The sequence below is a fragment of the Mesorhizobium sp. UC74_2 genome, from assembly GCF_042701485.1.
Lineage (GTDB): Bacteria > Pseudomonadota > Alphaproteobacteria > Rhizobiales > Rhizobiaceae > Mesorhizobium.
In genome coordinates, this window is the sequence record NZ_CP170562.1 from 3,626,094 (window position 1) to 3,648,688 (window position 22,595).

Consider the following 22,595-nt stretch of genomic DNA (forward strand, 5'->3'; position numbering starts at 1 on the left):
AGCTCTCCTGCTCCCTGTTTTCGGGGGCACCTCCCATTCTTGCAGGCGGAAGCCCCGCATGGTCACGCTTCTTCAAAATTGCCCCACTCCATGGGCCGTATGCGGCGCCGACACTTCCCCCTACACCGACGCCGTCCCTGTGTGAACTCGCCAACGTCTGCGGTCAGTGCGAAATCGCACCGGTTTGCCTGGCTAAACGATCGATCTTGAGTTTTTCCGCAGTCATCATCGAGCGAAGTTCTGCCGGACGGATCGGCTTCGCCAGGATCGCGATTTCCGGATCACCAAGATCGACCCTCACCCTGTTTTCGTCGTGGCCGGTCATGACGATGGCAGGCACCTTGCGTTTCAGCAGATGCCGCACACGTGCAATGCAATCAGCTCCCGTAGCCTTCGCACCGAGATCGAAGTCCGTCACGATCAGATCGCATTCGGCCACTTCATCAGGGATCGACGGCTGGATGTCGACGATGCAGCCCCATTTCCGCAACAAGGTGGCAGTGGCGAGCAAGACGTCCTCGTCGTCCTCGACGAGCAGGACACGCAGGCCTTCGATCGCCGGCCTCGGGCCCTCTGCTTTCGGTTTGGCCGCTGCCGCCTGCGATGAGATTTGCAGGCCTTCGATAATCACCGTGGTGCCGCGACCGGGGACGGAGCGCAGGTAGGCCGACAAGCCCATCAGCCGCGTCAGTCGCTTGACGATCGGCAGGCCGAGGCCGACGCCGTCGACGTCGCGGTCACCGCGCTCCCGGACCTGGTAGAACTCGTCGAACACCTTCGGCAGATGATGCGCGGCGATGCCGTTGCCACGGTCGTAGACCTCGATGGCGAGCTGCCCGTTCCGGCGACGGCAACCGATCAGCACAGGGTGGTCCGGCGCATACTTCAGAGCATTCGAGACCACGTTCTGCAGGACGGTGGTCATCAAGGTGGCATCGACGGTGACGTAGGCTCGTGTCGGAACCGCCCGCAAATCGACTCCGGCCCATTGCGCCGCCTCGGAATTCTGCCTGACGATATCCTCGAACAGGTCTTTTACCGCGACCGGCTCGAAGAACGGTGTCACCTTGCCGCTGTCGAGCGTGGAGATATCGAGCAGGGAGCGGAACAGACGCGACACGCTCTGCAGAGAACGATCTACATTCTCGACCATCTGGCGCTGTTCCCGATCGAGACCCGTATCCTTGAGGCAGGCGGTGAACAGGCTGATCGCATGGATCGGCTGGCGCAGATCATGGCTCGCCTGCGCAAGGAAACGCGACTTGGCCACATTGGCTTCGCGGGCGGCATTGAAGGCCGTGTAGACACGCTCAAGCAGGCTGTAGGCATAGGCCGGAACGAGAACCGTGGTGAGGATCAGGGTGATCGTCACATAGGGGTTCTCGCGCCAGAACGGGTTGAAATAGGCGGTGACCAGAATGCTGATCAGCGCCATGCAGGTCGAGGCAATCAGATAGCGTGAGCCAAAGCGCAGGCCATAGCCGACCGTCACCCACAACAGCGGCGCATAGGCGGGCAGCAGGGCCGCACCTCCGAACGTCATGATACCGCCGACGGCGATGTAGTCGCTGACCATCGAAATGGCGCGCCGAAGCAGGTTCTCGCCTGGCCGTTTCACAATCCAGAACAGGATCAGCGCCGAGACAAGGATGTAGGATGAGAACGACAGGATTGTCTGGGTCGTGCTGAATGCCGTGTCGCCTCTCGACGAAAAGACACTCAGCATGCCGACCGTAAACAGCGTCGCCGCCCCGAGACGAAAGGTCGCCTGAGCCCGCTCGGCGTCATTGGGCCTGTCGTTCCGGGTAACGAAAAGGTCGGCAAGTTTCGTTCGCAAGCCACCAGGCATGATGTGCATCCCGATCAGGGGCAGGAGCTGATCGCCTGGGGCACGACAATCAGGGCATTTCGAATGCCTAAGCGACATTCCAGAATGCGAAAGGGAGGGCTAGAGCGCTTCCGGTTTCACAGAAACGCGGAAAAGCTCTAACTCTTTGTTTTTACGCAATTCCGGACGGAAAACCGTTACACACTTTTCCTGGAATTGCGCTAGCCTCCCTTCGTTATTTCCCCAGTTGGATGGTTCTTTCGAGGGCCTGGTTGAAGCCCTTGAGGGAGATGGAGAAGGCGACGTCCTTTTCGGTGTCGGAAGCGAAGGCGCCGAGCTTCAGCGTAGTGCCGGTGCTGAGCGCCTTGGTGGTTGCCGGCGTGAAGGTGAGCCGCACGACGCAGCCACCCGGCAGGCAGGTGCGGAAGCGCGACGGCTTGCCCGGCGGTGTGTCGTCGACGGAGAAGGTCACGCCCTTGTCGAGGTTGAGCCCGAACGGCATCACCAGCAGGCCCTTCAAGCCGCCATCGTCGGCAGGCGTCAGCTCGATGGTGAGCACACGCTGGCCGTTCTGGCTGACCTGGCCCTGCGAGAAGGCGCACTGCTTCTTGTTTTCGGGCGCCGCCACGCAGGCGACGCGCCAGTCCTCATAGGTCTCCGACAGCGACGACGGTCCGCCTGCGGCAGCGGCCGAGCCGGCGGCGGGTTGCTGTTCCTGCCCGGAAGCGGCAGACGCGGCAGCCAGGAAGGCCGCCGCGCCGATCAACGATCTGATAGCTGGCATCAGAAGCGGATGCCGAGCCTTGCGTCGACGCCGTTGGTCGACGATCCGGAGCCGAACTCGCCATTGTAGGAAATGCCGAGCGTGGCATTGTCGGTCACCTTCATGTCGAGACCGGTCTGCAGCACGAAGGTATTCTTGGCGATCGGCACACCGGCCACCGTGAACAGGCTGGAACCGGCAAAGCCGACCTTGGTGAACGGCGTGGTGTCGCCGAAGGCATGCTTCCAGCCGACCGTGCCGTTGGCCGAGGCTGCGACCGAGCCCAGCATGAAGTCGGTCGAGGCACGCAGGCCGAGCGTCGAGAAGGTGGTGTTGGTGGTCTGCGCCTCGGCACTGAGGGCAGCAGCACCGCCCTTTTCGGTGAAGCCGTCGGTGCGCAGGCTGACATGGGCGAGGTTGACGAACGGCTCGAAGGCGGCACCTGCCGCATCGAGGCGATAGCCCAGCTCACCGAAGGCCTGGAAGGCGCCGGCATCATAGTCGGCCGACAGGCCGTCATTGAAGCCGCGGAAGGAGACGGTGCGGCCGGTCTCGATGTTGCTCCAGGTGTAGGAGAGCCCGGTGCGCAGGGCCAGTGCACCCCAGCGCGTGCCGCCATAGAGGCCGAGGTGGTAGTTGTCGCTGTCGCCCGACGAGGTGCGATCCTTGGCATCGAAGGAGGTGCGGCTGTAGCCGGCGAGCACGCCGACGCGCCAGGCTTCTGCAAGCTCGGTGTCGATGCCGGTGACGAAGCCGCCGGTCGTCTGCTTCATGCGGGAGGCATTGCCGTCGCCGTCGATGCTGCTCCAGGCACCGAAGACCTGGCCCAGGCGGCAGTCCTTGCGGTGGTTGCGGCTTCGATGTCCTTGCCGTCGGGACCATAGGCCATGACCGGCATGGCGGCTGCGGCAACATCGCCGAAGGCGGCACGGACACGATCGTTGGCTGCGTTGCGCACATATTGCGACGAATTGATCAGCGCGGTCGTACCGGAGGCATGCACCTCACCAGATAGCTGTTCGAAAGCGGCGCGACCGTCGGCGGCATTGAGTGGCAACAGCGCATTGTAGAGCGCGTGGCCGGCGCCACCGTCCTGCGGCAGCGAGTTCAGGGCCACCGCCGTCTCGTACTGGTTGCTTGTCTCGGTCACGTCATCGAACGGACCGCTGACATTCGGACCGGGACGCGAGGGCTGACCGCCAGGATTCTGTCCACCAGGCTCGCCTCCAGGTCCACCAGGCTCTCCTCCAGGTCCACCAGGCTCTCCTCCAGGCCCACCAGGCTCTCCTCCAGGCCCGCCAGGCTCTCCTCCAGGTCCACCAGGCTCGGTGGGATCCTGCTTCACCTTGATCTTCAGGTCGACCTGATTGGCCTGCTGATCCAGCGACACATCCAGGAAGGCCGACTGCGAAACCGCTTGCGCGAATTGGCCGGTGATACCACCCGCCGCCGTCAGGATCGTGTAGGTCTGTCCGGTCTGGTAGTTCGCTGCGGCTTCCAACGCCGTCACGTTGACGTTGACGTTGTTCTTGATGTCGGCGATGCCGTTCTGGTTCACCGATTCGACCACGATCTTGTCGCTCATGCCATTGCCTGCAATGTCGACGTTGTAGTTCGAATTAGCATAGAATGTCAGGTTGCCCTTGACGGTAATGGTGCCGATGCGGTTATCGGATGTTCCAGGCGCGATCACACCCCCGTTGACATCCGTCGAGCCGATGGTGCCCCAGCCTTCAAGCCAGCCCTTGGCGTTCACATCAACCACACTGGAGTAGTAGCTGTTGTTCGCGACAAGCTGGCCGGTCGCGCCGCCGAGAACCAGTGAACCGTTGTTCACCCTGAAGCTCGTCCGGGTTGGACTGATCGGATGCGGATCGGACGCCGCTGTGCCCAGGTCACCCTTCAAGACCAGTTTGGCGCTATCGCCATCGATGACAACACCGCCACCCAGCCTGCCGGCGGTGGAATAGAACTTCGTCAGGTCACCCGACAGGACGGTCTCGCCGGCCAATGCCGTGATGATGCCATCACCGACCAGCGCATTCTCAAGCGTATAAGCGGCGCTGCCAGTACCCGTATGGTTGAAGTTGAGGTGACCCTCGTTCTTCGTCGACCCGAAGGTGATGACGGCTTCCTTGTTGATGCTGCCAGCCGCCTCGACGGCGAGTGCCTTCGGCTCGTCGAAGACATCCGACATGTCGATCTTGCCGCCGATGGTCAGGTAGCCGCCTTCGCCACGCAGATCGATGCTGTTGGCGACATTCAGCTTGGCGCCATTGGCTATCGACAGATTGCCTTTTTTGATGGTCAACGTGTCGGTGACATTGAACGACGACTTGTCGCCGGTGAGATAGACCGTGTTTTCGTCGAGGGATGAGCTGCCGAACCCGGAGAGATTTCCAATCTCGGCAGTGGACGTCTGGACAAAACCACCGTTTTCGACGGTCATGTCTCCGCCAATCTTGAAGTTACCGGCGTTGACCCATTTCGAGCCATCACCCGTCACCACCACCTTGGCATCGGGTGTATCGGCAAATACGCCGCCCGTCTCAGCATAGTTGGTGGCGATGGAGCCACCGTTCTCAATGGTGATGGTGCTGCTCCCGGGGGCATCCAGACCCGTGTTGAGACGAAGTTCGTCCGTGGTCAGCAACGAACCCTGACCCGTGACGATCAATGTTCCCTTGGCCTGCTGCCCAGTGCCGACATAGGTATACTTGGCATCCGCCTTGCCGCCATTTTCGATGCGCAAGGTGCCATCGCCGCCCGTGATCGGGACCGCCGCATAGCCGTCACCGCCACCGCCGACATTGAGTGACTTGTCTCCGTTCCCCGTGCGCAGAACGTTCAATTCCGAGCCCGCGCCCGTCACGACTACGGTGCCTTGAGCTCCCGCAACACCTGCGATGATCATGTTGTCGCCAACAGTGACTTTGGCACCGCTGTTGATTGTTAGGACCGCACCCTTCAGATTGAGACCAACGAGAAAATCGTGGAGCAGGGTGTGATCGCTCGACCAAGTGTCGCTTTCGCCAGCACCATCCAGCAGCAGATCATCTCTGTCCGGCGGCGTGGCCGAGAAAGCCTGGCTGACCCCGCCCAGCGACACAGCCGCAGACAGCGCAATCGCAGGCGCGATGTTTGCCCCACCGCCGCCCAGAATCGTGGAAGCCAGGAGAATTTTGGTCCAGCGCGCTGCGCCTGATTTTCCGATCGTATTTCCGATCAAGACACGTCCCTCATTAAGTGCAAAGCGTTCGTCGCCGAACAATGAAGCGTGACCGTCAAAGCCCGCCCGCCCGACGACCACGCTTAAACCGCAACGACGCGATCTAGCCTTTTGAGGAGTACGGCGACCATTAGCACACATGCACTAGCGGAAGGCGTGCACCTTTCCGCCTTGGCGGCGCATCAATAAAATCAAAACAAAACAAGCGCTTGCGAGGCAAGCGCTTGTTCAATCCCTCGATACCGCCTATCACGGCAACCACCCTCAGGGTTGCTGCCTTCTACAGAGCGGAGCCTTGTGCCCTCTGGGATAGTACATCCGCAGAATCGCTCACCCATTTCACCGCCGATGGCCGAAGGGCGAGATCGAAATGCTCGCGCTCCAGCAAGGCGTTGACGATGACGGCGCTGCGCCATGCCATCAGACTGAGCTGCGGTTCGGCAATCCCGTGGCTGTGACGACCGGCATTGAGCGCAAAGATGCGCGCGGCCTCGGGCCCGTCCCATCCCACGGAAAAATCCTCGCGCAGCTGGTAAAGGCCGCGTTCATCGAGATCGAGCCGCTCGCCGAGCGGTGCCAGGATTCCGGCACCGTGAAAACATAACCGGTGGCGAGCACGACAGCGTCCGCACTCACCATCTCCACGCTGCCGTCGAAGCCGTTGCGCATGACGAGGCGGAACTCGCCGCCCTCGTGGCGCAGGTCGAGAACTTCGCGGTGCGGCAGGAAGGCGAGATCATGTTCCTGGCCTGAAAGGTGACGCAGCGCATAGCTCTTCTGATAGATCGCCCGCAGCGTCGAGGCCGAAATGCCGTCGCCTGCCAGTTTCTGCTGTGCAACCGTCGGCAGCTTGCGTGAACGCGGCAGCGCATGGAACCGTTCGACATATTGCGGCGTGAAGAATTCGTCGGTGAAGGGCGAATCGTCCAGCGTCTGGAAATTCTGGCGGCGGCTGATCCAGGCAATGGACTGATGCGCCGCTTCCGGCTGCGAGAGCAGGTGCTGCATGATCTCGGCGCCGCTCTGGCCACCACCGATGACGACGATCCGCCGTCCGTCCAAACCACCCAGCTGGTAAGCTGCCTGGCTGGTGTGGAAGCAGGTCTTGCCCAGAGCCGCCTGCGCCCAGTTTGGAATGTTCGGCTTCAACCCAACGCCGAGAGAGAGGTTGCGCGCCAGGCGTGTTTCATTGTCGAAGCGAACATGGAAAGTTCCTTCGTCGAAGCGGACCTCGCGCACGGATCGCCCAAAGCGGAGATTGTCGAGCCCGGCGGCGACCCAGGACAGATAGCGAGCGAACTCACGTCGCGGAATCGCGTCGAAATCGGCATTGAGAAACTCGTAGAACCGCTTCTGCGAAACCAGATAGCTGGCGAAACTCCAGGGGCTTGTCGGCAGCGTGGCCGTTACCAGATCCTTCATGAAGGAGGTCTGCAGTTCCACGCCTTCCAGCATCATGCCTGGATGCCAGTCGAAGGCCGGTTTGTCGTCGAAGAAACACACATCGGCGGAAGGGATCGCGTCGAGGTGCGCAGCGAGGCTCAGATGGAAGGGACCGATGCCGATCCCTGCGAGGTCGAGGACTGGGGATGTCATGGACAGCTCCGTTGTTGTTCAGGCCGCTTTTCCCCGGCCGATGGTCAGGCCGAGGTACAATGGATTGTCGAGGTCAGTGCCGAGCGCGGGAACCGGGCGCTCGCCGGCATCGCCATAGCCGATGGCAAAACGCACCTTGTTGATGGCGATGCGCGGCATTTTTGGCTGGAGCAGATCGAACAGGCGGAAACGCTCCGCAAGTTCTGGATGCCGCGCCTGATAGGAGACGACGCAGTCGGCGAGCACACGGTAGAAGACTGCCTCGTCCAGTCCGTCGAAATCGGCCAGTGCAGCCGAGACGAAGCGCAGCACGCTGGCGATGTGGCCGGTCTGCAGATGCTGCAGCAGATGCGCCGGCGGGCGTCGTTTCAACGTGGCGCGAACCGCCGGGTCGAGCGAGGCGAGTTCGGGGAAATCGGCATCGACCAGGTCGAGATCGCCCTGGAAATCCTTGACCGCAACGCCGACCGGTACGTCACCCTCAAAGATGATGGTGATGTTCTGGCCGTGGGCGATGAAGCCGACACCGTAACGGCACAGGAAGTGATAGAGCGGCACGAAGACGGCGGAGAACAGACGCTGCAGCCAGACCTCGTGGCCGAGACCCGAGAGCTCGATCAGAGCGCTGATCACGGGACGGCCTTGCGTATCGGTTTGCGTGAGGGCGCCCATCATCATCGGCCGCTTGCCCTTTGGCAGATTCTGGAGCGGGCTCTCGCGCCAGATAGCACCCAACATTTCCAGATGCTGGTAGGGTGCGGCTTCGATACGCTCGAATTGAGGATGCGGATAGAAGGCACCCGCCACTTCGCCAAGCACGCAAGCCGGCTTCAGCACCGGATCAGCGGCTGCCACATCGGCCAGCCAACGGGACAGAAGCGGGCCGATATCCATGTATTTTCCGGGCACGCCACGCCATGCCGAGGTGTTGAGCACGGTGAGCGGCAGCTTCACATGCAGCGCCTCGGGCCGCGAGACGTTGGCCAGAGTGCGCAAGGATTGCTGGGCGGCAAAATAGTCGCCGAACCGGCCGAGCGGCACGATGCGTCCAGCAGCGATCTCGCCGCCATAGTTTGCAGCAAGCATGGCCTGCCACTGCCAGGGATGGACAGGCATCAACAGATGCGTTTCGGCAGACGCGCCCGCAGCATCGCGAGCAGCCTCCAGGCGCGCTCGTTCCGTCTGGTTTAGAGCAGCCTCGAGCAAAGTGGATTCGGTCACGTCGGGATCGGTCGAAAAACGCAGATGCGTCCGTTGGGCAGCAATCCAGAACAGCTGGAACTCGGATACGAACTCCGGCGAATAGGCCTCGAAAGCCTCGAGCCCCCAGCCGATGCGCCCCTTGTTCGCCGGCGCCTTCGGATGGCCGTCGAGCAGGCGCTGCAGATCGAGATCCGGCAGCCTGGCGAGGTCGAAGGCGGTGAATGCCTGACGCTCCGCAAGGATGCGTACATCCGCCATCAACGTGCTGTAGAGTTCCTTGGCGTAGGTGCTCAGCGTGGGTGCGGAGATTTCGAGCGTGGCACGCGCATCAACGAAGAACGCCACGGCGTCGTCTGCCGACTGACTATCGACAGCCGTGACACGCGTGAGCGTTTCCGGGTCGATCGACAACTGACCCCAGATGCGGCGCTCGGCTTCGAAGCGGTAGGCAACGTCATCGCCGAGCGGCACTTCCCAATATCGGCCAGCCGCGTTCAGCGGCCGGACTGGCAGCACCTCCTCATAGATCAGTTCCGAAATGGCGCGCGCCAGAATGGCCTGGTTGGCGCGGCGCCAGAGCTCGCCGGTGACGGCTCGTCCCTTGGGCAAGGGACCGAGTGGTGTACTGTACGCACTCACAGCGGCACCTCGCTGAAGAAGCGCTCGCGCTGGCAGCAGACGAACATCGCACGCTTGTGCGGGAAGTCGAATTCCTTGACCTTGTCGTAAGCAGCATCGGCGCAATAGCTCAGCATCTTATGGTTCGATGCGCGCGGCTCACCAACGATGCGCTGCGTGCGCGGATCGTCGAGAAACAGGTAGTGTGTCACCGAACGGAACAGCGCCAGCGTCTTCGGCCTGCCGAGATGCCGCTTGTTACCGATCAGACCATGCCAGCCGCGGTCGTAATCGGTCGGCTCATAGTAAGGTCCGAGGCGATCTTCCTTGCCCCAGTAGAATTCAAGGTAGCCGCTCGGCTCGCCATCCAGGCTGGCGATGACACCGAAGATATGCGGATCCTGTTCCTGGGCGGCGAGATAGGCGTCCAGTTCCTCCCGGCTCTGCGCCAACTCCCAGAAGAAGGAGACGCGGCCGTCATTCATCCATGCGTGGAAAAGATCGAGATCCGTGCGCCGATCGATCGGCCGGAACGACAGGGTTAGATCAAGATCGGGCAGCCACCGTTCATACATGACGCCATTGGGGCGAGGTGAACGCAGCGGCGGCAGCCGATCGGCCGGGCCGATCGATGTCTCGATCGCAGGATAGGTCAGGTGCGACGCCTGCTTGCGCCAGAGCAGAGGCAACTGCCGCAGCACAGAACGCCTTAGCACCGTGCGCGACCTGCCCGCCGCAGGCTCCGCGGTGCGTGCCGTCGCCAGCGCGATCACCGGCCAGGTCTCCTCGACAGCCGGTAACAGGATCTGCCCGGCGTCGGGAAAACGGCTGAAGACCGCGTCGGCAAGCGCCGCAAGCATTTGCGGCTGGTCCTGTCTGCCAGCCTCGAAGACAACGTCTTCGAGCAGCAGTTCGGCCTGGTGCCGGATCAGTGCCGCCTGCGCGATCCGGACACCGGCTGGAGACACCAGCGTCAGTTTGCTGCCGTCATAGCGGACCTCGAACGCGCCGTCGTCCGAAGCCAGAAAATGCTTGCTGATGGCAAGAATGCCATCAGTTCGGTCGGGGTTTTCTCTCAGCTGGATGTTCATGCGGGCTTCCTCGTGAAAAGCGGGTTTGACATCGGAACGTAGCCGGCGAGCGGATCGGTCACCTCGGTGTTCTCGTTGGTGTTCTTCAACGAAAACAGGAAATTGCCCTTGCTGCCGAGCGTGGGCGAATTGAGCAGGTAGTCGATGCAGGCCGGGCTGCCGGGTGCCCGCGCGGCGAGCCTTTCCAGCAGCAGGCGGAAGCGGGCCAGCAGGGCTTCTTCGCTGGACAATCCGGCATCGGCGAGCGCCGAAATGACGGCAAAGACCCCGTTGATGACGAGGTAGTAGCCGAACAGGCGGGCAGCGGCCTCCGCATCGAAGACATGATCGCCCTTGCCGCCGGCGGAAGGCAGGTGCTCACGCAGCATCGGCAGGAATTCCCGGACATAGCCGGTGCCCTGGCAGTCGCGGAAATAGAGATGGCTGGGCCAGCCATCATTCAACCCGACGACGAGGTTCTGTTGATGTGCACCAAACAGCAGCCCGAATTCCGAGAAGGCGAGGAAGAAAGGTTCGATCGCGGTATCGAGGAACCGTTCGAACCAGCATTCCGCAACAACGGATGGCTCCAGACCCTCCTGCTTCGCAACAAGCCGGACGAGATCGGAAAGATGGCTCTCCGCCTGCCCCGGGTGACGCTCGCACAGGGCGCCCAATACGGCTGCCTTGGGCGCGTTGTCGCGCTGGAACGGGTTCTCGCGGAAGGAGACGATGGTGCTGGTGAGCACCGCTCCGTCAGGCCCGTCGCGCAAAGCCATCCATGCCGGCTCGCCGAGCACGGTCAGCGTCGGGCAGGCATCCCTGAGCTTGTCGCCCAACGTACCCTTGACCAGGCTGTGCACCGAAAGCCCGCGGTCGCATTCGTGCCGTTCGATGACCCGCCGCGAATTGGTCAGCTTGAGGTCGAGCGAGAATTTCAGCATCCAGGCGCTGTCCGCGGAATGGATGGTGCGCAGCGACGTCGTCGCACGCCATGAGGGTCCGGCGAGGCCAAGATCTCGCACGAGGCCGGCTGCAAAGAGACCCTGCACGGCCGGCACCAGCATCAGCCGCGAGGCCTGCCAGGGGTGCATGGGGAAAAGCCGCGAGGCTTCGGCGTTCTCCAGAAGGGATGCAAGGTCATCGCCGACGAGCCCCGGCACCATTTCGGCGACATCGCGTGGTTCGACACTGCCACAGGCCAAGACGTCCGGGTGCACGGTCCACCAGCGCAACTGGAAAGCGCCACCATATTCGTGGCCGAAGCGGCGCGAGTCTTCCTCGGAAAACTCATCGCGGCTCATCGGCGTCGGGTGGACGGCGTGACCGAAGCGCAACGCGCTTTCCGCCTCGATGAAGTCCGGCACACCGTCAGCAAACGGTCGTGCAGTCCCCCGGGCCGCGACGGTTTGCGCGATCGCTGCGACACTGGCGGCCGCTCGCCTCTGCAAGTTCAGCCTGCTGGCACCACTGGAGCGGCCACGAATATCCTGCTCACGCAACAGCATGGCAAGGACATCGAAGAGTTCGATCTCAATGGTCGCGCCGTCGGCCAGAAGCCACATCCGGCCTTCGAAACCGTGATAGCCGACACGTGACCGATGACGCAGCGGCGCGACGACAACCACGCCTGTTGCTGGCAAATCAAGGACAAGAACGTCTTTGCCTTCTTGTGGGATGCCAAAGCGTTCAGCGCGATCGAAACGGCATCCGCCCCACTCCCGAACAAGAGCATTCAATAATCTATCGACAGATGGAGCAGTATTACTTCTGTCGTCTACATAAGTAACGGCATCCATTGTTTTAACTCTCGACAGTTGCATTTGCATATTTATTGTGAAATTGAACACAGATGTCTTCCGAAGAATTCTTCCTCCACCTGCGATGACCTCCATTTATCCTATCGAAGAAACAAAACTCGCGCGGCGCCTCGCACTCGGCGTCATGTCGATCGGCTTCGGCCAATCGGCCTTTATCGTGCTGGTGCCAATGGTGATGGCTCGGCTCGGGTTGACGACCTTCGACCTTGGCCTGGCCGTGGCTGCAGGCACACTCGCTTTCCTGATCGGCGCGCCACTGTGGGGCGGTGCGGCTGGTCGCATCGGCTACGGCCGCATGATCCGCCTGCTCGGGCTGGCGATGCTGGCTGCGCAGGCACTGCTGGTGATCCAGCTGTCGGCCGGACCAACTGCCTACGCCATCGCAATAGCCGGCCTGATCCTCTCGCGCCTGATCTATGGCTTTGCTGCCGCCGGCGTCATGCCTGCCGCCCAGGCATGGCTTGCAGGCACGGTCGAAGCCGGTCGACGGCAGGCAGCCTTCGGGCTCTTGAGCGCCGGCCTCAATCTCGGCCGACTCTCGGGTTCCCTGACTGGAGCCGCCGCGGTAATCGCAGCGCCGCTCACCGTCGCCCTGTTCATGCTGGCGCCCGTGATGCTGTGGCTGACGCCCAGGGGCGCGGTGAAGGTCGAAGCCGGCGCAAGCATCAGCACCCCCAGGCTCTCGCCATTCGACAAGCGCGTCCTGCCCTTCCTGTTCATCGGCATATGTATGACCGCCGGTTTTGGACAGGTGCAGATCATGCTCGGGCCGTTGCTGCAGTCGAAACTCCGCCTCGACGCCGGCCAGGCGACGGCCGCGACCGGCGCTGCGCTCGCGCTGGTGGCCGTCAGCATGATCGCGGTGCAGACGCTTGTGCTGCCCAGGCTGCGCTGGAGCGAGCGCAGCGGCATCCTCGCCGGAACCGGTCTGGTCGTGGCCGGAATGGCCGGCCTTGCGATCGCCAACGATTCTGGCGTCGGTGCCCTGGCGCTGGTGGCCACGGGCTTCGGCACGGCGCTGGCGACGCCGGCTTACACTGCCTGGCTTGCGCGGCGCGTGGCCATCCATGAACAAGGCGCCGCGGCCGGCTGGCTGTCGAGTGCCCACATCATCGGCCAGACGGCAGGCGCCCTGATGGGCGGTTTCGTCTTTCAACTGGCGGCAGAGCTGCCACTTCTGGGTTGCGCGGGCCTGGCGCTTGCCGCCGCCGCGATCGCCGCTACGCTCGACAGGCGCGGCGGCATGCAGCATTGAAGCCATCGACCCGCGCGCGATCATGAGATGGCCTCCGCCGGGCGCTCAGCCGCCGCGGCGCTGCGCAGCATGCCGTAGGTCATGATCACGGCGATGCCGGAGATTGCCGTCGCCAGTGCGAAGAGCGGGCCGTAGCCCATCATGTCTGCGAGGCGCCCGGCAACCATCGAGCCGACGAGGTAGACGATGAGCTGGGCACAGGAGAGGATGGTGAAATCGGTGCCCGGCTGTTGCGACGAGGTCACCGACATGAACAGGCTGTAGAGCGCGACGATCTCCATGTAGCGCACCATCGTCTGCAGGAAAGACGCGCCGAAGATCGGCGCCGCGCCCGAGAACAGCGCGAAGGCATGCAGCATGAAGATGGCAAAGCAGATGGTGCGCAGGCCGCCGAGCAGCGCCAGGACGGAAGCCGAGCCATATTTGCGCAGGAGGAGCGCCGCGACGAAGGAACCGCCGAGGCCAACGGTGACGGCAGCACCCCCGGAGAGATAGCCGATCCAGTCGAGCGGGACACCGGCATCGACGAGATAGGCGCCTTCCATCGACTTCACCAGGCCTTCACTCGCACGGTAGACCAGTGCGATCCATAGGATCCGCCGCGCTTCTGGCCTCGCCAGGAAGTTGCGGATGGAGGGTCTGGTCAGGACTGCCTGCTTGTCCGCGGCCGGGTCGGTCTCGCGCATGGCAAGCGCGGCGACCAGGGGAATGAACGACAGCACGGCGATCGTGACGATCGTGACGTCCCAACCATAGCGATGATAGAGGATGAGCCCCAGCGTCCCGCCAATGACAACGCCGAGCGCCACCGAACCGCCCTGGATGGCATTGCCGATCGGCCGGTCGGCAGGATCGAGATATTTCGCGGCATAGCCGTCGGTGGCGATATCCTGCGTCGACAGCAGCATGGCAACGAAAAAGCCGACCGCAAAGATCGCCCAGACGTCCGTCGGCTCGACGGCAAGCATGCCGAACAGCGCCGCGATGATGCCGAGCTGGGTGATGATGACCCAGCTGGCACGATGCGCGCGTGCGAAGGGACGATAGCGGTCAATCAGCGGCGCCCACAGGAACTTGAGCACCAGCGGCAGCATCAGAAGCGAGAGCATGCCGATGGCCGTGCGTGACACGCCCTGCTCGCGCAGGATCGGCGGAATCGCCGCCGCGAACAGGTAGGTCGGGATGCCTTGCGCCAGATAGAGGCCGCCGAGCACGGCAAAAAGCCTGAGCCGCGAGCGGTTTTCCTGGATTTTTGGGAATTCCGCCGCGCTCATGCCGCCGCTCCTAGAAGGTGACCTTGAAGGACGCCGCAATGGTGCGGCCAAGACCTGGCACATCGGCACCCCGCGTCGCGGAAGCGGTCGGGTTGACGTAGTAGGTGTCGAATATGTTGCGCACGGCGAAGTTGAGTTCCTGACCGCCGGCGAATTTCTTGGTCACGCCGATATTGGCCAGAACCGCGCCGTCCAGCTGCTGGCTCGCGATGCGATCGCGGCCGGAGAACATCTCCAGTTCGGTGCGCAGCGTCAGGTTGTTGTCGAAATGTGTGACGACATAGGCCAGCCCCTTGTAGGTGGTGGGGATGCGGTTGTTCGGCAGATATTCGTCCGAGCCGATCTTGCCGTCCCTGTTCGCGTCGTACTTGCCTTCCACGTAGCCGACCGATCCGCCCAGCGTGAACATCTCGTTGACGTCGTATTCGGCGTTGGCCTCGAAACCCCAGATGCGTTCCTTCTGCTGCGAGACGCGGTTGGCGGCGATGTCGTAGTTGACGCCATTGTCGGAGGTCGACAGGTAAGCGCTGGCGCCCCCCCTCACATTGCCCCAGTCGCCGCGAAGACCACCTTCCCAGGTGTTGACCACCTGCGGCTCCGGCGCGATGTCGGCATAGCTGACGCGATAGTCCGGCGCATTGGTGCAGGGCAGAAGTGGCCGGATGCTGGTGCCGTAGGCATCACAGGTCTCTGCATTGGTGTTGAGACCGGCACGGCGGGTGAAACCGCCGATGTCGGTGAGGCTGAAGCCCTGCGAGAAATTGCCGAAGGCCTGCAGTTCCTGGGTGATGTCGAAGACGGCACCGGCATTGAACGTCGTGGCGCCGTAGTCGAAGGAGCCTCCCACGACGTCGATCGCAGGCAAGCCGACGAGATTTGACCCGACCAGAACCGCGGCGGCCGGCCGCTTGAAATTATCGACATCGAGATAGAACTGGTCGAAACGGACGCCGCCCTGCAGGCGGAAACGATCGGTGACCGGGACTTCCGCCTGGGCAAAGGCAGCCACGGAGTTCTGCGTCGACGGCGCAATGGCGTCCTGGCCGTTCAGGAGCGTCTGGCCGGTCTGATCATGCGTGAAGTCGAAGCCCCAGGTCAGCGTGCTGCCCTGGGTGATGAAATCGACCGGCGTGTTGACGGTGACGTTGAGGCCCGAACGCTGCACGGCCAAGGCCGTCTGGTTGAAGGAAGCGGTCGGGTCGCGGTTGATCGGCAAGAGGGTCGGCCGCGCCGGATTGGTCGGAAGGTAGACCTGCGAGTTGACCCGGGAGAATTTGGTGAAAGGCGACTGTTTGAAGATGTCGTTGTAGAACGCCTTCACTTCGAGCTTGCCGAACAGGAAATCGCTGTCGGTGAACTTGGCGGCGAGATATTTGGAATCCTCGATGAGCGGCTCGCCGGTGTAGGCGTCGGAGAAGTTCGGCTTGACCGGGTTGCTCAGATAATCCGTGAACCAGTCGGCCTTCTGCCGCGCATAGGTCCAGTCGGCACTGAGCTCAATGCGCTTGGAACCGTTCTCGTAGCCGACCACGCCGGAGAGATCACCCCAGCCGGTGCGATCGCCACCGCCCTGCCCCAGCATGGCGTCGGAGGCCATCTCGTTGCCGTGGCCGTCATAGGTGCGACGGCTGAAATTGCCCGATGCGGATGCAAAATAATCGAAGTCGCCGCTACGGCCCTCGACTTGGACGTTGCCGCTGGGTGCTGCCGACTTGCCGAGATTCTCGGTGAAGGCGGTGACACCGGTGCGCACCGTGACTTTCGGCGTATCGCTGGTGCCGCGCTTGGTGATGAAGTTGATGGTGCCGCCGGTCGCGCCGGCGCCATAAAGACTGGAGGCGCCGTTGATGATTTCCACACGCTCGACCGTGTCCAGGTCGATGGTGGCAAGGATGCGCGAGACATCGCGCAGCGGCGTGTTGCGCGGCACGCCATCGACCATGATCAGCACGCTGCGGCCGCGGAACGTTTCCGAAGCACCCGAGATCGTTTCGTTGCGCGGTGCGTAACCAGGTACCAGGCGAGCGATCAGGTCGGAGGCATTCTCCCCCTGCCCCACCGCCGTTCCGATGGCGTTCTGGTCGATCACCTGCACCGACTGTGCAACGCTCGAGATCGAGCGGTCGTCGCGCCCGGTGATGATGATCTTGTCTAGCATCGTCGTGTTGGACGCCGGTTTTTGCGCATCCTGCGCCGTTGCCGGTTTCTGCGCATTTTGCGCAAGGGCCGGCCCGGCCAGGATCGAGGAAGACAGCAACGACACGACGGCAAGCTTGTGCATTTACACCCCCAGATTGCGGAGCCAGCAACGCCCTCTCGCGGCTCCTCTGAAGCGCGCCTAAATAACTTAACAAAACGAGTCAAGTTTGAAGGCTACAAAAACAGTCAAGTTTTCGCGATGAGATGCTGCAGTGCGGCATCGAGGGCACACAGCAAGGGCTGGCATCGTGTCGATGGAGACAGCCGCGATACGGGCAGCAGCACACGCCAACGCACTCCCGGGCTCGGGAGCACGTCAGAAAGAAAGTTGGATCAGGCTATGTCTCGGGCGGCTCAGCGACGTTCCACCGGCCGTCCGGTCGACTGGCGAACATGCAGCTCGGGCTTGATGAGTTCCTGCGAGGGACGCACGGTCTGGCCGTTCAGCTTGTCCAGCAACGCGCTCGCGGCTCGGCGGCCGACTTCGCGCTGACCATTCCAGACGGTGGTCAGCGCCGGCGTGGCGATCTGTGCTTCCTCGAGATCGTCGTAGCCCGTCACCGAAATATCGACGCCTGGCACAAGGCCGGCACGGGCAATGCCGTTCATCAGGCCGATGGCAACGAGATCGTTCCAGCAACAGGCGGCGGTCGGCTTGTCCTTCAATGCCAGGAACTGCGCCGCGGCCTCGAAGCCGCCCTGCTTGGTGCGCGGTCCCGGGACACGCCAGGACGGCATCACTTCAAGACCCGCCGCCTCCATGGCATTGACATAGCCCTGATAGCGGTCGCGGCCCGTGGAGGTCTGGTCGGTGCCGCCGACCATGGCGATACGCTTGTGGCCGAGCGAGATCAGGTGATTGGTGGCAAGCGCGGTGCCATAGGCATCGTCGCCCCGGAACACGGGGACATGTGCGCCGTCGACATCACGTGCGATCAACACCGCCGGCAAGCCGTTTTCTTCCGCCATGATGATGTCGGAAGCCGGCGTGTCGATGGCTGGCGACATGATCACGCCATCGGCGCCGAGCTGCAGCAGCGTGTCGATGAAGGTGCGCTGCTTGTCGAGCTGGTCGTAGTGATTGGAAAGCAGGAAGGTCTGCCGGCTGCGATCCAGCTCGTGTTCGATGGAGCGCAGGATCTCGGCATAGAAAGGGTTCATGATGTCATGCACGACAACGCCGACGATGCCGGAGCGCGAAGTGCGCAGCGACGCGGCACGACGGTTGTAGATATAGCCGATCTCGCGGGCGTGTTCCTTGATCTTCTCACGGGTCGAGCCCGCCACCAGCGGGCTGTCGCGCAGCGCCAGGGAAACAGTGGCCGTGGAGACGCCGAGCGCATCGGCAATGGTCGAAAGCTTGATCTTCTGTGCCAGCGCTCTGGGCTCCCGCTCGCGATTTAAACTGTTTAAAAGCGGCTTATGCCATCGAACGACGGCAAATCAAAGCTTTTTTGCCAGCTCGCCGGTTTCGGCGTCCAGAGCGGCCTTGTGGCGGACACGCAGCCGGTGTTCGCGATGCAGGATATAGAGCCCGCTGGCAACGATGATGGCAGCACCCGCAAGTGTCCAGCCGTCGGGAAACTGGCCAAAGATGAAGTAGCCGAAACCGATCATCCAGATCATCTGTGAATACGGATATGGCGCCAACGCCGTCGCGGTCGCCAACTTGTAGGCGCGGATCAGCAACCAGTGACCGCAGCCGCCAAAGACACCGAGCAGGAGCAGGATCGTCCAATGCCAGGCATCCGCCGGCAGGGTGGCGGAAAAGAACAGCGTCGGTGAAAGGATGACGGCTGGCGCCAGCGCCGAATAGAAGATCAGGCTTTCCGGCGTCTCGGTCGAAGCCATGCGCCGCGTCATGATCACGTAAAGCGAGTTGGAGAGCATCGATCCGAGGGCGAACAAATGGCCGATGCCGAACACGCCGACACCCGGTCGGGTGATCACCAGCACGCCGATGAAACCAGCCAGGATCGCCAGCCAGCGCCGCCACCCGGCCCATTCGCCAAGCAGCGGACCGGCAAGTGCCGTGATCACCATGGGACCGAAGAAATAGATCGACGTCGTCTCGGCCAGTTGCAGCGTGCGCAGCGCAACGATGTTGCAGAGCGTGGAACCCGCCAGCAGCATGCCGCGCAGGATATGCGCCTTGAGATTGACGGGCCGAAAGCGGCCGACACCCCGCCAAGCGCGAAACAGACCAATCACCAGCACGACATGGATGCTGAAACGGACCCAGGCGATGAACAGTGGCGCAAGGCCTGCAAGCACCAGATATTTGATCGACGTGTCGAGGAAAGAAAAGACCACATAGACGGACAGCATGTAGGCGATCGCCGCCGGCGGCGTCGCGCTCTCATCCTGTCTGTCTGGCTGGTTCACGGTGGCAAGGCGTCATGAAAATGATCTTGCCCGCTTGTGCGGGAAGAGGCGTGCAGCGGCAACACAAAAGATGTCATTCGCCGCGGAATTTTGCGCCCTGGAGACCGCCACATGTGATTTGGTCGATCACGCGTGCATGCGCGCGCCTTTGGTGATCTTGTCGACGATCTTCTTGTCCGCCCTCAAGGCAATGCCGACAACCCTGGCATCGTCCGGCGCGAACCTGGCGAAGGTCTCGCGGTTGAGCGCATCGAAGCCGGTCGAGAACATCTCCTCGACATAAAGCGACACCTTGACGTCCCGCTCCAATGAGCGGCGATGGATCGTTGACAAGGTCGCCTGGTCCGCCGACAGGACAATGACCGGCTGTATGGACAGTGCGTTGTAGAGATTGCCGGTGCGATCGCGATAGGGCTCGCCGATCATGTCCGGGAACTGGGCGGCGACCCCGGTGCTCAGGAAGGCGGTAACGTTGAGTTTCTGCCAGACGGCGAGATCTTCCCTCAGCACGACTGTGAATTTCGTATCGAACATGGCAGCTTCCTATATTGAGCACGATGAATGAGATGATGCCCACCGATCTAGTTGCCGAGGCCTTCCAGGGTCTTGGACGTTTGTGCGCAAACGACGGCGGTGACCGCATCGTGCAGGCACCAGGCGTCACGGGCATGGAGCGCATCGAGGCCTGGTTCCATGGTCCGGTTTTCGACCCGCATCGCCACGACACCTATGCGATCGGCGTCACGCTTTCCGGCGTTCAGAGTTTTCATTATCGCGGCGCGGTGCGGCACAGCCTGCCCGGCCAGCTGATCGTATTGCATCCGGACGAAGTTCATGATGGCGGTGCCGGCACGGAAACCGGCCTGCGCTACCGCATGCTCTACGTGGAGCCGTCACTGCTTGCCGCAGCCACGGGCGGCGTGCCGCTTCCGTTTGTGCCGGAAGGCATCATCGACGACGCGGGTTTTCGTGCCACGCTCGCCAGCGCACTCGGTGACCTCGATCGGGAGCTGGACGAACTGTTCGTCGACGACTTCATCGCCCAGCTTGCGGGTTTCATGCAACAACATGCAGATCGCCCGGCCAAACCGCTGGGCAAAACAGCCTGGCGCACCGCAAACCTTGCACGAGACTATCTGACGGACAACGCACTCGATCTTGTGCGATCGGAAGAGCTGGAAGCGGTGACCGGTCTCGACCGCTATGCGCTATCACGCCATTTCCGCGCGGCCTTCTCCACCAGCCCACATCGCTTCCTGGTGATGCGGCGGCTGGAACAGGCCAAGAAAATGATCACGGCCGGCACGCCGCTGGCCGAGATCGCCGCAACTGCCGGCTTCAGCGACCAGAGCCATTTCAACCGTCAGTTCAAGAAGGCATACGGCATGACACCCGGGCGCTGGTCGGCGCTTATCCGTGGCGAGAAGCCTATCGAAATCAGAACCGCTGCTTAAACCGCCGCGACCGCGGGACGGATCTCCTGTTCGTCCTCGTCCTCGTCGGCGAGCACGATCTCTTCATCCGACAGGTTCGCCTCGATGCGGGCCAGAAGCTTGAACAGCGTCTTCTGGTCCTTCTTGTCGAGACCGCGCAGCGCCTGCTTCTCGGTCTTCTTCACCGACTTCTCGATGGCGTGGATGGTCTCGCGGCCCGAATCGGTCAGGAAGATATGCGCCTGGCGGGCATCGGCATTGGAAGCGCGCTTTTCCAGGAAGCCCTGCGCCTGCAGCCTGTTGATCGTCTTGGTGATGGTGGGCGGACGAACGCCAAGCCGATCGGCCAGCGTACCGGGTGTCTGGCCGTCCTCGCGGCTGAGCGCCAGCATGATCTGGTCCTGCCCGGCATAAAAGCCATGCGTCAGCAGCCGGGCGGCAAGGGCAGTCCTTGCCAGTCTGGCCGCAGAATGCAGCCGGCTCATCGTTGCACTTTTATCAGCCTTGGCCATGGTCAGTCTCCTGGACCGCGCCGAAACCGGCACAATAGCCGTGGCGCTCGGATTGGCAATGAGTGTTCAAAGAGGCCGGCCAATGAACCGCTTTGCCGGCAAGCCACGCAACATTCGCCGTGGCTAATGACAGATCATTATTTCAGTTAGATGACAAAGCATTATTGCAGCGCAAAATGCCCAAACCGACGATGACAGCATCGTGTCTGGATCAGCGGTTTGACAGGTGCAAAAGCCGGGACGACGTCCTATATGGAGGGAAATTTCCCTTCGAGGCACCAGTATGAGCGAGACACAGACGCAGATCCCCGTAACCGTGCTGACCGGTTATCTCGGCGCCGGCAAGACGACGCTGCTCAACCGCATCCTCTCCGAGAACCATGGCAAGCGTTATGCCGTCATCGTCAATGAATTCGGCGAGATCGGCATCGACAACGACCTGATCGTGGAGTCCGACGAGGAAATCTACGAAATGAACAATGGCTGCGTCTGTTGCACGGTGCGCGGCGACCTCATCCGCACTGTGGAAGGCTTGATGCGCCGCCCGGGCCGCTTCGACGCCATCCTGCGTCGAGACCACCGGCCTCGCCGACCCGGCACCGGTTGCCCAGACCTTTTTCATGGACGAGGACGTCCGCTCCAAGACAAAGCTCGACGCCGTGGTGGCGCTGGTAGACGCCAAGCACCTGCCCTTGCGCCTGAAGGAACTCCAGGGAAGCCGAAGACCAGATCGCCTTCGCCGACGTGGTGGTGCTGAACAAGACCGATCTGGTGACGCCCGAAGAGCTCGCAGCGGTCGAGGCGACCATTCGCGCCATCAACCCGTCAGCCCGGATCCATCGCACCCAGCGCTCTGGCGTGGCCCTGACCGAAGTGCTCGACCGCGGCGCCTTCGACCTCAAGCGCGCGCTGGAGAATGATCCGCATTTCCTGGAAGCACATGACCACGACCATGACCATGAATGCGGTCCGGACTGCGATCACGACCACCACCATCATCATCACGACCATGATCACCATCACCACGATCATGATCACCATGCCTCGCCGATCCATGACGTGACGGTGCAGTCGGTGTCGCTGCGCGGCGGCGAGATGGATCCGAAGAAGTTCTTCCCCTGGATCGAGAAGATCACCCAGATGGAAGGCCCGAACATCCTGCGACTGAAGGGCATCATCGCGCTGAAGGACGATCCGGACCGCTACGTGCTGCAGGGTGTGCACATGATCATCGAAGGCGACCACCAGCGCGCCTGGAAAGATGGCGAGAAGCACGAGAGCCGGCTGGTGTTCATCGGCCGCAAGCTTGACGCCGAACGGCTGAAGTCGAGCTTCGACGCCTGCCAGGCGGCGTAAGCACTTTCCTTGCCTGCACCGGCAAGGTCGAGTAAGCCCCTCACCGGCTTAAGC

The 22,595-nt window shown here is 62.3% G+C and carries 15 protein-coding genes and 2 pseudogenes; 3 read left to right on the top strand and 14 right to left on the bottom strand.

Annotation, left to right across the window (positions count from 1 at the left end; translation table 11 throughout):
* Positions 1–163: 163 nt before the first annotated feature.
* From ACFJIU_RS17710 to ACFJIU_RS17745, 8 genes and pseudogenes are all read right to left on the bottom strand, one after another.
* Positions 164–1,849, bottom strand: coding sequence for an ATP-binding protein (locus ACFJIU_RS17710; protein ID WP_379061992.1), 1,686 nt, complete (start codon positions 1,847–1,849; stop codon positions 164–166).
* A gap of 214 nt (positions 1,850–2,063) precedes the next feature.
* The gene (locus ACFJIU_RS17715) at positions 2,064–2,612 is read right to left on the bottom strand and encodes an invasion associated locus B family protein (protein WP_379061994.1); all 549 of its coding nucleotides are present in this window, start codon (positions 2,610–2,612) and stop codon (positions 2,064–2,066) included.
* Positions 2,612–3,364 carry an autotransporter outer membrane beta-barrel domain-containing protein gene (locus tag ACFJIU_RS17720; protein WP_379061996.1) on the bottom strand — a complete coding sequence of 251 codons (753 nt, stop codon included), beginning with the start codon at positions 3,362–3,364 and terminating at the stop codon, positions 2,612–2,614. The genes ACFJIU_RS17715 and ACFJIU_RS17720 overlap by 1 nt, the downstream gene beginning before the upstream one ends.
* Positions 3,361–5,820 carry an autotransporter outer membrane beta-barrel domain-containing protein gene (locus ACFJIU_RS17725; protein ID WP_379061999.1) on the bottom strand — a complete coding sequence of 820 codons (2,460 nt, stop codon included), beginning with the start codon at positions 5,818–5,820 and terminating at the stop codon, positions 3,361–3,363. The genes ACFJIU_RS17720 and ACFJIU_RS17725 overlap by 4 nt, the downstream gene beginning before the upstream one ends.
* 280 nt (positions 5,821–6,100) lie before the next feature.
* Positions 6,101–7,416: pseudogene (locus tag ACFJIU_RS17730) on the bottom strand (lysine N(6)-hydroxylase/L-ornithine N(5)-oxygenase family protein).
* Positions 7,417–7,434: 18 nt separating this feature from the next.
* Complete coding sequence (locus tag ACFJIU_RS17735) at positions 7,435–9,258, bottom strand: IucA/IucC family protein (protein ID WP_379062002.1); 1,824 nt, start codon at positions 9,256–9,258, stop codon at positions 7,435–7,437.
* Positions 9,255–10,328: a GNAT family N-acetyltransferase gene (locus ACFJIU_RS17740; RefSeq protein WP_379062005.1), complete on the bottom strand. Its 1,074-nt coding sequence runs from the start codon at positions 10,326–10,328 to the stop codon at positions 9,255–9,257. Before ACFJIU_RS17740 ends, ACFJIU_RS17735 begins: the two co-directional genes overlap by 4 nt.
* Positions 10,325–11,935: an IucA/IucC family protein gene (locus tag ACFJIU_RS17745; protein ID WP_379062008.1), complete on the bottom strand. Its 1,611-nt coding sequence runs from the start codon at positions 11,933–11,935 to the stop codon at positions 10,325–10,327. The genes ACFJIU_RS17740 and ACFJIU_RS17745 overlap by 4 nt, the downstream gene beginning before the upstream one ends.
* A 256-nt stretch (positions 11,936–12,191) precedes the next feature.
* Between ACFJIU_RS17745 and ACFJIU_RS17750 the strand changes: the two genes are divergently transcribed.
* A complete protein-coding gene (locus tag ACFJIU_RS17750) occupies positions 12,192–13,382 on the top strand; it encodes an MFS transporter (RefSeq protein ID WP_379062010.1) in 1,191 nt (396 codons plus the stop codon).
* Between the two features lie 20 nt (positions 13,383–13,402).
* Here the strand turns inward: ACFJIU_RS17750 and ACFJIU_RS17755 are convergent, their stop codons facing one another.
* The 5 genes from ACFJIU_RS17755 to ACFJIU_RS17775 all read right to left on the bottom strand — a co-directional run bounded on the left by ACFJIU_RS17755 (position 13,403) and on the right by ACFJIU_RS17775 (position 19,774).
* A complete protein-coding gene (locus ACFJIU_RS17755; RefSeq protein WP_379062012.1) occupies positions 13,403–14,656 on the bottom strand; it encodes a RhtX/FptX family siderophore transporter in 1,254 nt (417 codons plus the stop codon).
* Positions 14,657–14,666: 10 nt separating this feature from the next.
* Positions 14,667–16,937, bottom strand: a complete 2,271-nt coding sequence (locus ACFJIU_RS17760; protein ID WP_379062015.1) for a TonB-dependent receptor — start codon at positions 16,935–16,937, stop codon at positions 14,667–14,669.
* A 272-nt stretch (positions 16,938–17,209) separates the two neighbouring features.
* Positions 17,210–18,232, bottom strand: a complete 1,023-nt coding sequence (locus ACFJIU_RS17765; protein WP_129410852.1) for a LacI family DNA-binding transcriptional regulator — start codon at positions 18,230–18,232, stop codon at positions 17,210–17,212.
* A 66-nt stretch (positions 18,233–18,298) separates the two neighbouring features.
* The gene (locus ACFJIU_RS17770) at positions 18,299–19,183 is read right to left on the bottom strand and encodes a DMT family transporter (RefSeq protein WP_379073146.1); all 885 of its coding nucleotides are present in this window, start codon (positions 19,181–19,183) and stop codon (positions 18,299–18,301) included.
* Between the two features lie 183 nt (positions 19,184–19,366).
* Entirely contained in the window at positions 19,367–19,774 is a 408-nt protein-coding gene (locus ACFJIU_RS17775) for a DUF2000 family protein (RefSeq protein ID WP_379062018.1), read from the bottom strand.
* 35 nt (positions 19,775–19,809) lie between these two features.
* Between ACFJIU_RS17775 and ACFJIU_RS17780 the strand changes: the two genes are divergently transcribed.
* A complete protein-coding gene (locus ACFJIU_RS17780) occupies positions 19,810–20,694 on the top strand; it encodes an AraC family transcriptional regulator (protein ID WP_379073147.1) in 885 nt (294 codons plus the stop codon).
* Here ACFJIU_RS17780 and ACFJIU_RS17785 read toward each other — a convergent pair.
* Positions 20,691–21,185 (bottom strand): MarR family winged helix-turn-helix transcriptional regulator, encoded by a 495-nt coding sequence (locus ACFJIU_RS17785; protein ID WP_379062020.1) that lies wholly within the window; start codon positions 21,183–21,185, stop codon positions 20,691–20,693. The two genes, ACFJIU_RS17780 and ACFJIU_RS17785, sit on opposite strands and share 4 nt — an antisense overlap.
* A gap of 283 nt (positions 21,186–21,468) precedes the next feature.
* On the opposite strand from ACFJIU_RS17785, the pseudogene ACFJIU_RS17790 reads away from it, so the two are divergent.
* A pseudogene (locus tag ACFJIU_RS17790) lies at positions 21,469–22,541 on the top strand (CobW family GTP-binding protein).
* Positions 22,542–22,595: the final 54 nt, after the last annotated feature.